Source organism: Collinsella sp. zg1085, assembly GCF_018889955.1.
GTDB lineage: Bacteria > Actinomycetota > Coriobacteriia > Coriobacteriales > Coriobacteriaceae > Collinsella.
On record NZ_CP076545.1, the window covers coordinates 680,437 to 692,104 of the forward strand.

The following is an 11,668-nucleotide window of genomic DNA, read 5'->3' on the forward strand; positions in this document are numbered from 1 at the left end:
TGGAAAGAAGCAACGCATCTGCATCGTTTGTCGTTCTTCGACCAGATGGAGTGAGGTTGAACTGTGGGAATACTATCTTGCAATAGGGGGGGGTACATGTTCTATATACGTCCAGACAGCTGTAGGTATTTAGGAGAAGAATGGCGTCGCCCTAAGAATTGTTTTATTTTCAGTGAATATAGGGTACAATGGCATCGACGGCAGCCCACGTTGTGAGTAGCTGGGCAGCGCCGTTATGTTGGTTAACCGCCGCGCTAACGGCGGTTTTTCTTTACCTTACAACGGGACTGACCCCGCGCTTTGGTATGAAGTTTCATCAAAGCTGCTGCTAGTCCAACTAACGCTGTAGCTAGCTTGAGCAATTCAATCAATAACTCCATGAGCATCACCCCCTCTCAAAAGAGCAGGCGCTGCCCAGCACGTGGTTACCTACTTAAAGGTTGCTGCGTCTTTGCCGGTAATTATTGTAGCAAAGAACTGGGATATTATTTTCTCATACATAATTGGCTTATTTTAGAGGAAGACACTGGCGGAGAGCTGGGGATTCGAACCCCAGATTCCCTTTTGGGGAATACTCGCTTAGCAGGCGAGCACCTTCGGCCTCTCGGTCAGCTCTCCGTAACAGCTCATGCATTCTAACGCAGAAAGCCCCACTTACACAAGTCCATATTTGAACTCACGAAATCATCGGGGCTTTCAACACACTAGGCTTCAGCGTGTGACGCTTTTGATGGATAAAATTCGGGCACGTTGAGCAGCGTATATCATCACGCCCGCACCTGTTTCTATGCCGATGCCCAGTTTAGTGACCGGCTCATCACGCCTGCAACATCATGTCCATTAACGCGCCAAAGGTCATAGATACAGCGTGCACCCAAGAAATAGAAACCTGCATCAACAAGTTGTACTGCCGCATCGGCTAAGAAGTCGCATACCTCATCGGTTGGCCCATCAGGAACCTGAGCCCGCTCCAAAGTCTTTCGCATCTCCTGATTGTTTGGAAGCTCATGGATGCCCATTTCTCGCATAAGGTCTTCCATTTCTTCGCGTGCACGTTGCGTTAAACTGGGATCTAGCCCTATTACCTCTCGATAACAGGCGAGCGCCAAATCATGTTCGCCGGTATTCCAATATGCAAAGGCAAGACGATAGTACAGGTAGCTGGCATCGTCGCGTTCGCTGCAAATGCTGAGACCATGACGTGCAACTTCGATAATCTCTTCATAGCGATCAAGCTGTGAAAGCGCCAAAATCATGCCAAAGTGCGCAGATGGCGAGGTGGGTGCCATGTCAAGGCATTTGCGCGCCTCAACAATTGCTTCTTCAAACTGTCCAGCTCCCATATACATTTGTGCAAGTCCTAACTGAGCATCAAAGAGCGCATCGGGCAATCTCAGAACCCGCCGCTGTTTGTTTTCTTCATGCAGACCAAGCAGTAAACGTGCAACATAGTTTTGACAATAGCGCACAACAACAGGTGTTTCTGCTAGTAGCTCCTCGGCGGCAACCCGCGATTGCAACTCTTCAATAATATTTGCAAGCTCACGCGCAGTTTCATGTGGCTCTCGCGTTTCGTCATCTTTAAGCTCTTGGACGCGCTTTTCATATGGGTCGTCAGGGTCTTCCATCACTTCAAGTTCAGCAGCTGTATCAGCGAGCAACATATCTCGTAAGCCTTGAGGCAGCGCGCGCGCATCGTCGCGCGGCATATAGCCCTCAGGGCGTAACTCTAAAAGCTCACTCATAAGGGGGTCATCGTGCTGTAGGGCATGGTTATCTAAGAGTTTATTGGTTTGCTGGTCAAGTAATTTGCTGCCAGCCATGACTTGAGTAAGCTGAACTGTCTTTGCTAAAAATTCCGTCCGCTCAAATTTGAAGTGCAAGCTAGCATTTTCAGGAGCCATGGGATGCGTACTCACCACAACAGTCTTGACGCGTTGACCGGCGGAAAAGCATGCAGCAGCATAGATAAGCGCCATACGAGCGGTAAACTCTTTTGCCATAATTACGCGCTCGTCGTCAGAGTATGCAGTCCAGCGTTTATCTGTTTTTGACATGTATTCATACGGCATGGCATCAGAGCTGGCGGGAATAAACTCAAGAACAATTCGTTGAGCGTCGGCGTCATAGCGGTATACATAGCTCAGGCGATAGATGATATTGAGACGTTCACACAAATCGGCGATACGCGTCATAATGTCCCAAGCGCCACCTGTTTGACAGCGCACGCTACCAGGTACCATCCAGGGATTTGGTGCTTCAGTTTGATTAATAATTTCACGAGCTGTGCCGACGATACTTCTTAGGTCAGTGAGGTCGTGTAGGGCGCAATAATATGCTGAGGGAGATTCACGTGCGGGTGATAGTCCGCAACCGATATGCGTCAGAATGCGTGAGATACGATTTAAGACCGTTTCAACTCCGTGTAAGAAATAAATCTCAGCCTCATCGAGCTCGCTGTGGTTGTAGTTGAGATAGAACATGTGCACATGCTCAATGCGCGCTACATGAATCTCGGCACGTTCGTTGATGTTACGCAGTCTCTCAAGGTCGATATGCGAGAGTAGATGCTCGGCAAACTCTTCAAGCCCTGATACAACGTCTTTATCGCGAATACGATAGAGCGCGCCATCTATGGCATCAGGCAAGGGTAGAGAATGAAAGTTCTCAAAAATTTCAACGGGTTCTTCAAGGGGAATAAATGCATATTCATTAGGTTCTGCCTCAATATCGCCCCCGATGCCTCTAAATACGAAATAGCGTAGATACATAACATAAACAAATTCTTCAATTTCATATTTAGCGATGGCATATTCGGGTTCAAGGGGAATCTCAGTGACCATATTGTTTTGATCGGGGCCTATGAAGCGCGATACACGCAAGTTTTTGCCATCTTCTCCTGCGCCATGCAGGACAACCATACCGTCGATGCCTTCTTCATTCCATTCGTTGTGCTCATCAAGATATACGCCAAGAGCTGGCTCTTCATCAGGAATTGTCTTTATCGGTTCAAAAACGGTATAGGCTTTTCCGCCTTTGGCTATGAGCGCGAGATAGCGGATATGTTCTTCGTCAACCAGTTCGGCAAGGTAACCCCAACTTCCGCGCGGCTTTGTCACACCACGCTCAACTAAAACATACACTTTTCCATGCATCTGTCCTGTATATCGGGGGAGTTTCTTATACTTCATGCGCTTGGTGATGGCGACAATGCGCGAGTTAGACATACAAGCTCCAATCAAAACGAAATGAGTGGTTCTATTGTCTCGTATTTACACAAGAACGGAGTCTAAAAACGCTGCTTATTCGCGCGTCACAAACTTTTTTAACAAATTTCAAATTTCTACTTGACGAGTGCGGGGTTGAGTGACATTATAGTTCGTGCGTTGCGGCGTTACCTCAGCTGGATAGAGGGTCTGACTACGAATCAGAACGTCAGAGGTTCGAATCCTCTACGCCGCACCAGTTGAACTTTGAACCGGGTCTTGTGCCCGGTTTTCTTTTACGTATCCGAATTTGCATGGTGGTGTTTGAGAGATTTGGTCTTTCGCCGTTCAGCTTCTCTGGGTATGGGGTTCTGTCTCGCACACGCACGAAGCTTCTTCCGCGCTCATATTGCCGCTAAAGCACAAAGGGTATCCATCAAGCGTGAGGTTTCACACGCTATGCCTGCCGCCAGAAGAACCATATAAGTTCATCGGATTCGTTGGTCTTGTGCCAAAATGTTGCGCCGCGAAATAGCGCGTCATAGACGGGTATAAAGGGCAGGTATCAATGAGATATGCCGATGGCATATGTTAGAGGGGTTTTTATGTCAATTCATGAGAAGGTTTCTTCTATTCTTGAGAAGCAAATTCATGCAGAGCTTGAGAGCGCATATTTGTATCTAAGCTTTGCTGATTATTATGAAGATCGTGGCTTAAAGGGCTATGCAAACTGGTACACCATTCAGGTGAAAGAAGAGCTTGACCACGCAATGGCAATTCGTCGTTATTTGCTTGATAACGATTTTAAGCCCACCATGGAGACAATTGCCAAGCCTGAGATGAGCTTTGAAGATGATTTAGCGCCGCTCAAGGCAGGGCTGGCTCACGAGGAGTATGTCACCGAGCTGATTAATCAATGCTATTTGGCAGCTCATGAGGTGCATGACATTCGCGCTATGAAGATGCTCGATTGGTTTATTACTGAGCAGGGCGAGGAAGAAACCAATGCCCGCGATATGATTACCAACTACGAACTCTTTGGGCGCGACCCTAAGGGTTTGTTTGAGCTTGACCGTGAGTATCAGGCTCGCAGCTATACGCAGCTAACCGCTCTGCCAATGTAGGCTGATAGGGGAGCTTCGTTGCTGCTCGTTACGCCAGCCTCTATGCGATGCATGGAGGCTGTAGGCAAGATTAGACTCAGGCACATGACTTGCGCTTCTTAGCTACCACTATAAATTTATATGAAACGGGCTCATATGAGCCCGTTTTTTATGATGCTTACGTTTTGCCCATAGAAAACTAAGCGCACATCTGTCAGTACCTAAGATGTTCTTAGACCCTGTATATCAGCATTGGTAGGGTGTTCTTACATATTGCACTCACAGCTTTGTAACGTAAAACACAGAAATCTGTGGAAAAATAAGCGCATCACCTATTACAATCTGTGAAACACACGTATGCTATTTCGTAGATTTTTAAACGAGAGTGTGAGGTGCTTGAGGTGCGCGGTACAGACAGACAGCTTGAGGTAAAGAATTATATTCGCACTGCCGATAAGGTAAGCGTTGCTGAGCTTGCAGGTAAATGGAACATTACAGAAGAGACGGTTCGACGCGACCTCGATAAGCTTGAAGAGCAAGGCTTTATCACGCGTGTTCGAGGCGGGGCAATTTGGAATGAATCGATTGATCGCGGTGGCGTTTGGTTTTTTGAGCGTCAACGTCGCGAAATCGACGCGAAGAAAAAAATAGCTCGCACTGCTGAATCACTTATACGCTCGGCAGATACTATTTTCGCTGATGCGTCGTCCACGGTACTTGAGGCACTTCGTGTGGTGTACGACCAGAGGAGCTTAAAGGTTGTTACCAACGGTAGTGGTGCTTTAGTTTTACCAAGCGACACGTCATTTCAGCTCATCTCTACAGGTGGGATATATAACCGCAATTCTATGTCGTTTCAAGGGGAGCCTGCGGCTCAAATGCTGCGGCGTTATCACGTTGATTTAGCTGTTATTAGCTGCGTTGGTATTGACAGGGAACGCGGTGTGATGGATTCAAACGACAACGAAGCAAGCATTAAGCGCGTAATGGTTGCTCAAGCTGACCGTGTAGCGGTGCTTGCCGATCACACCAAATTTGGACGTCTTGCTTTCTTACACCTTATTGACTTTTCAGAAGCCTCATATTTGATTACCGATGAAAAGCCCGATGATGCGTGGATTGAGTACTGCGAACAACAAGGAATACAGCTCATGTGGTAGCGCTTTGCTCAGTTAAAAGTCAAAACAAAAGATAAAGAGCACGGGCTATACGTCATGGCTCAGAGAATACATAGTTCACATAGTATGTGTCTTGATAAGCAGTAAGTTTTGAAACTCTTGTAAGCGCTCCCAAGGGTATGCGTGTGCATGTTGCTGGGCAGATATTCGCCTATACGTATTTGTAAAACCTGTCCTCTCGCAAAGGGCAGGTTTTTCTGGCGGGATACCGTTCACCCGCTTCTTTCGACCGTTCGCGGAAATTATTTGAAACAAAGAAAAATATTCTGAAACACAGAAGTAAACTACGTAATCACAGAAATATTTCGTTCAAACACTCAAATATTTCTGTGAAATACAGGGGAGCTGCTCTTGAGATAGAGACTCAAGGCAATAAGAGGAGGAGTCTATGAAAGCATTAGCACGGTATTGCGATCACGGTGAGTTTGGTGGCTATCACTATATTGATGTACCAGCTCCCATCTGTGGCCCTGACGACGTTATTATTAGGCTCAAGGCTGCTGCTATTTGTGGTGCTGACATGAAACATTGGTTTGCTGATCTTGAGGGGTCTAATACCTCGCAGACCTTCAATTCTATTCGTGGTCACGAATTTGCAGGCATAATTGTAAAGGTGGGAGAAAACGTGACCGCCTGGCAGGTGGGTCAGCGTGTTGTCTCCGATAACTCCGGCAATGCCTGTGGCGTTTGTCCTGCCTGTGAACAGGGTGACTTTATGCTATGCGAGCAAAAAGCCGGTCTTGGTCTTGACAATAATGTTCAGTTTTTTGGAGGGACAGGCGGCTTTACAAAATATGCCAAAATTCCCGGTAACATTTTGAAGTTGCATCCCCGCGCCTTATGGGAGATTCCTGAGGGTGTGAAATATGAAGAGGCTGCGGTACTTGACCCAGTTGCAAATTCGTACAACGCTATTGCGCAGCAGTCTAAGTTGCTCCCCGGTCAAGACGTAGTGGTTTTTGGTACGGGTCCTTTGGGTTTGTTTGCTGTACAAGTTGCGCGCATCATGGGCGCTGTCAACATTGTGATGGTTGGTCTTGCCGAAGATGTTGAAACGCGCTTTCCGATTGCTCGCGAGGTTGGCGCAACTCACTGCGTGAACGCATCGAGCGAAGATGTTGTTGCGCGTTGTCTTGAGATTTGCGGTCGCGATAACTTGGGTTTGGTTGTTGAGTGTTCCGGCGCCAACATTGCGCTAAAGCAGGCTCTTGAGATGCTGCGTCCAAACGGTGAAGTTGTGCGCGTTGGCATGGGATTTAAACCACTTGAGTTTTCAATCAATGTCATTACTGAGTGGAATAAAAGCATCATTGGCCACATGGCATACGACTCAACATCTTGGCGTGAGTGTATCCGTCTGATTCAGTCCGGTGCTCTTAAGATTCAACCCATGATTACTCATCGACTGGGTCTTTCTCAGTGGAAAGAGGGATTTGCTGCTATGGCAGATAAGTCGGCTGTCAAGGTTGTTATGCACTACGACGAAGAAGACCGCGAACTAAAGGAATTTGGCGAGCTTGATTATCCTGACGACTACGACTTTTTTGCATAAGTTTTAGTAGCGAAATCAATTCTGCAAATACCACATATGCCACAGCTCCTAGAGCTTATACCTTATTACAGAAAAGAGAAGGTACATGAATACAATTACTGGTGCAAATATTGGACCGAGGCTTGACCGTCTCCCCAATTCTTCTTGGCACACTAAGATGTGGCTCACCGTTGCGTTTGCTCTGCTTGTTTGTTGGTCAAATGGTATCGGTGGTGCTGTCCAAAACATTTTGCTAAACGAAATACACTGGCTTGAGCCAGGTAGCACGCTGCTGGCATTATGGGGGACAACCTACACAGTGGGGCAGCTTTTTGGCGCACTTATCGGCGGCCCCATCGGCGATAAGATAGGCCGCAAAAAATCTATCATACTCTATGAATGCCTGCATATTGCTGTCATGATTGGTGCTGCTTTTGCGCCAAATATATACGTACTCTATGTTTTGCGCCTAGCTCAAGGCTTCGCGCTCGGCGCTTTGCTTGTGGTGCTTTTTGCTGGCTTTACCGAGTATGTTCCGGGGCGCAACCGTGGAACGTGGTCAAGTCGCACCTCGTTCATTGGTAACTGGGCGCATCCCATATGCAATCTCATTGCGTTTATGCTCATAGCCAGCGGTATGTCTATGGATTTGAACTGGCGCGTTGAGTTTATGATTCCCTCAGTGCTCTCGATTATTGCAACGCTTTTTCTCAATGCCAAGCTTCCTGAGTCTCCGCGCTGGCTTGAGGCACAGGGTCGCATTGAAGAGGCTGATGCCATTATGTTGCGCATCGAGCAGGAGATTGAAGCTTCAACGGGGCATGCATTGCCGCCAATTACTGATACACCCGCACCTATACAGAATCTAGCATATACTGCGCTCTTTAGCGGTAAGCTGCTACGTCGCACCATTGTAGGGTCTTTAGTGCTTATTGGTATGAACACTATTCAGTACACACTGATGAACTGGATGCCCTCACTCATGAATGGTCTTGGGTACAACACGTCCGACTCTCAGTTTATGACCATGTTTGGTCTTTTTGGTGCGCCCTTTGGCATCTTTATTGCCTCACTCATTATGGATAAGCTGCCGCGCAAAACCATGGGCATGCTATTGCTTGCTGGCATGGCGATACTTGGTATTGCAACTGGTGTGGCTACGCAGATGAATTTGGTTAATCTAAACGGTTTAATCGCGTTGACGTTTGCCCTTAATACCATAATTTATATGTATGTTTGCTATGCCTCGGCTGTGTATGTCCCTGAGATGTGGCCAACGTCTGCCAAGCTTTCTGGGTCTGGTTTTTGTAACGCCGTTGGTCGTGTAAGCAATGTTTTGTTCCCCTTTGCCGTAACCGCTCTTGCTGCTCAAAGTCCAAGCTACGTATTTGTTTTGCTTGCTGCTGTTGCTGGCGTCATTTTTGTTGGCATTGCATGTTTGGGTGTTGAAACACGAGGTGAATCAGTTGAATCCATTGGACAGGTTGATGAAGGTCACTAAAGTAGCGCGCTGAAAAAGGAGAGATTGCTATGAAAAACTCAAAAGGTGTTTTGGTAAAGCCCCTGCAATTTGATATTTATGAGGCTCCTATGCCTGAGCCAGGTCCGAAAGAGATTCTGCTCAAGGTTGAATATGTTGGTCTGTGTGGTTCAGATATTCATGGCTTTGAGTTTGGTCCTTATATTCCACCCAAAGACCCCAATCAAGAAATTGGTCTTGGTCATGAGGTGGCAGGTGAGGTTGCTGCTATTGGACAAGATGTAACGCGGTTTAAGGTAGGAGATAAAGTTATTATTGAGCCAGGTGTGCCTGATGCTACATCTGCTTATTCGCTTTCGGGTCACTATAACGTTTGTCCGACGGTTGACTTTATGGCAACGCAACCAAACTATCGTGGTGCTCTATGTCAATACATGGTGCACCCAGAGGCATGGACGTATCATCTGCCTAAAAATATGAGCACAATGGAAGGTGCACTGGTTGAGCCGGCGGCAGTAGGAATGCACGCCGCCATGCTAGGCGACGTTAAGCTGGGTAGTCATGTTGTTATTTTGGGCGGTGGCACGATTGGTCTTATGACCTTGCAAGCTTGTCGAAGTCTTGGCGCAACCGATATTACCGTTGTTGACGTGCTTGATTCTAAACTTGAGTTTGCAAAAAAGCTGGGTGCAAAAGAGATTATCAATGGCAAAAACCTTGATGTTGTTGAGTACTTGCGCTCCGAGGAAAAATTTGGCGACCATGGTGTTGAAGTGGTATTTGAATGCGGTGGCGTACCGTTTTTAGTTGATCAGGCGGTTAAGCTGGTTGCACGCGGCGGCAAAATTGTACTCGTAGGAACTCAAAGCAAACCGGTGCCCATCGATTTCTTAAAAATCAATCGTGAGGTAAGCATTCAAACTTCATTCCGTTATTGCAACGATTTTCCGCGCACCATCGAGGCCATCGCTTCAGGAGCTTTTAACGTGCGCGACATGGTTACGCAAGTATATGACTATCAAGATATTCAAACTGCCTTTGAGGACTGTATCGACCCTGAGAAGAAAGCATCCATAGTGAAGGCTGTTGTTAAAGTTGCTGGTAGCCCCGGATGCGAGGACGAGGTATAGAGACAAGAGGAGTACCGCGCTCGTAGTTCTTTGGACGTGTAACACGCATGAGCTGTTTTATGTAGGCATACAGCGCGGTTAACAAGCATGACAAATTACTGTTACTACAACTTACTACGATTTGAGGAGTGAATACTATGCTGGCAAATATACGTTATTGGGAGAATCTGGCAAAAGAAAACGCTTTTGCAATTCCGCATTTCAATGTGTGGAATGCTGAGATGCTTATGGGTGTTATTGATGCGGCTGAGGAGCTTAAAGCCCCAGTTATCATCTCGTTTGGCACTGGTTTTGTGGGTAATACCGTGTTTGAGAATTTCTGCTGGATGATGGAGTCTATGGCCAAGGATGCTACAGTGCCCGTTATTACGCACTGGGATCACGGTCGAAGCATGGAAATTATCAAAAATGCTTATACCCACGGCATGAACTCGGTTATGCGCGATGCATCTGCCTTGCCTTTTGACGAGAATATCGCTGAGGTTAAAGAAGCTGTTGATTACTTCCATCCGCTGGGTGTGCCCGTTGAGGCTGAGTTGGGACATGTGGGCAATGAGACCATCTACGAAGAAGCACTGGCATCGTATGCCTATACCGACCCTGCGCAGGCGGCTGAGTTTGTTGCGCAAACTGGTTGTGACTCCCTGGCGGTGGCAATAGGTAATGTTCATGGGCACTATAGTGCTGAGCCTAAACTTAATTTTGATGTTATTGAACAGTGTCGCGATGCGGTTGATGTGCCGTTGGTATTGCATGGAGCATCGGGTATTAGTGATGCTGACATTCAAAAGGCAATTGCGTGCGGTATTGCAAAGATTAATATTCACACAGAGCTTTGTGATGCGGCGAGCGAGGCAATTAAAGCACATGCTGACGCATCATTTTTGGAACTTGAGCGCGCGGTTCGCGCTGCAGTAAAGGCGCGCGCCATGCATAAGATTCAGCTCTTTGGTGATGCTGATAAGGCACACCTGCGCCAGGTCTAGGAGCAGCGTATGAGCAGGCCTTTTGATGTTGTTTGTGTGGGAGCAGCTCTTGTTGATGTGCCGCTTCAGCCGGTGAGTCGCGATATATTTGATTACGATTCGTATCCACTTAACCAAATTGCTATGACGATTGGTGGTGATGCGATTAACGAATCAACTATTTTGTCTCGCCTTGGTGCACGTGTTGAGCTTCTATCTATGGTAGGCGATGATGCGGCGGGAGCTTATATCCTGAAGCATTGTGAGCGCGAGGGGATTGACTACACTGGCGTGCAGCAACGCGCAGGTATAGATACCTCCATTAACGTAGGACTAATTAGCGCAGATGGCGAGCGCAGTTTTGTTACCAATCGAAACGGTAGTCTTTGGAAGCTCTCAATCGATGATATTAATCAACGCTTGATAGCTCGCGGCAGCATTCTTTCGATGGCAAGCATCTTTAATAGTCCTTTACTCGATAACGATGCCATGGTTGCTATCTTTAAGGTAGCCAAAGCAGCAGGTATGACTATCGTTGCTGATCTCATTAAGCCGCGCCTTGGTGAAACGCTCGATGATATTGCTGAGGCCTTGTCCTACGTTGATTATTTCTTCCCCAATAATGCTGAAGCAGCATATATGACTGGTAAAGAGCGCGACGAGGATATTGCTGATGTAATAATGAGTTATGGCGTGAGGCACCTTGCCATGAAAGTAGGTAGACGCGGTGCCTACGTGTGTGGGCTTGATATGCCCGGCGTGATTGTGCCGGCTATGCCAGGGATTGTTCCTATTGATACAACGGGTGCTGGAGATAACTTTGCATCGGGCTTTATTACTGGTTTGCTTGAGGGCTTAGACCCTAAAGAGTGTGCAGTGTATGGCAACGTGGCGGCATCGGTGGCGATAGAGTCAATTGGCGCAACAACAGGTATTACGAGTCGTGAAGTTTTTGATGAGCGCCTATATGCCTATCGAGCACAACATGGTGCGCATTAAGCAGTGGTAATTGCTGTTTTTTGAGTGAGGGTAAGCAGGCGTAGTTTGAGAGTGCCTGCTCATTCATACCTGCCTG

At 47.2% G+C, this 11,668-nt stretch carries 9 protein-coding genes and 2 tRNA genes; 8 read left to right on the forward strand and 3 right to left on the reverse strand.

Features of this window, described 5'->3' with window-relative positions:
* Positions 1-254: 254 nt before the first annotated feature.
* The 3 genes from KPC83_RS07240 to KPC83_RS02820 form a co-directional block, all read right to left on the reverse strand.
* Positions 255-380 carry a hypothetical protein gene (locus KPC83_RS07240; RefSeq protein WP_256441474.1) on the reverse strand — a complete coding sequence of 42 codons (126 nt, stop codon included), beginning with the start codon at positions 378-380 and terminating at the stop codon, positions 255-257.
* A 147-nt stretch (positions 381-527) separates the two neighbouring features.
* Positions 528-618: transfer RNA gene (locus KPC83_RS02815), tRNA-Ser, on the reverse strand.
* 167 nt (positions 619-785) lie between these two features.
* The gene (locus KPC83_RS02820; RefSeq protein WP_216279048.1) at positions 786-3,227 is read right to left on the reverse strand and encodes a tetratricopeptide repeat protein; all 2,442 of its coding nucleotides are present in this window, start codon (positions 3,225-3,227) and stop codon (positions 786-788) included.
* Between the two features lie 161 nt (positions 3,228-3,388).
* Here KPC83_RS02820 and KPC83_RS02825 point away from each other — a divergent pair.
* From KPC83_RS02825 to KPC83_RS02860, 8 genes are all read left to right on the forward strand, one after another.
* Positions 3,389-3,465: transfer RNA gene (locus KPC83_RS02825), tRNA-Arg, on the forward strand.
* Between the two features lie 346 nt (positions 3,466-3,811).
* Complete coding sequence (locus KPC83_RS02830; RefSeq protein ID WP_216279049.1) at positions 3,812-4,330, forward strand: ferritin; 519 nt, start codon at positions 3,812-3,814, stop codon at positions 4,328-4,330.
* Between the two features lie 380 nt (positions 4,331-4,710).
* Entirely contained in the window at positions 4,711-5,469 is a 759-nt protein-coding gene (locus tag KPC83_RS02835; RefSeq protein WP_216279050.1) for a DeoR/GlpR family DNA-binding transcription regulator, read from the forward strand.
* A gap of 406 nt (positions 5,470-5,875) precedes the next feature.
* Positions 5,876-7,039, forward strand: coding sequence for a zinc-binding dehydrogenase (locus KPC83_RS02840; protein WP_216279051.1), 1,164 nt, complete (start codon positions 5,876-5,878; stop codon positions 7,037-7,039).
* A gap of 85 nt (positions 7,040-7,124) precedes the next feature.
* Positions 7,125-8,519, forward strand: coding sequence for an MFS transporter (locus KPC83_RS02845; protein ID WP_216279052.1), 1,395 nt, complete (start codon positions 7,125-7,127; stop codon positions 8,517-8,519).
* 29 nt (positions 8,520-8,548) lie between these two features.
* Complete coding sequence (locus tag KPC83_RS02850; protein WP_216279053.1) at positions 8,549-9,628, forward strand: NAD(P)-dependent alcohol dehydrogenase; 1,080 nt, start codon at positions 8,549-8,551, stop codon at positions 9,626-9,628.
* Positions 9,629-9,765: 137 nt separating this feature from the next.
* Complete coding sequence (locus KPC83_RS02855; protein WP_216279054.1) at positions 9,766-10,614, forward strand: ketose-bisphosphate aldolase; 849 nt, start codon at positions 9,766-9,768, stop codon at positions 10,612-10,614.
* Between the two features lie 9 nt (positions 10,615-10,623).
* Positions 10,624-11,592, forward strand: coding sequence for a carbohydrate kinase family protein (locus tag KPC83_RS02860; RefSeq protein ID WP_216279055.1), 969 nt, complete (start codon positions 10,624-10,626; stop codon positions 11,590-11,592).
* The last annotated feature ends 76 nt before the right edge of the window (positions 11,593-11,668 follow it).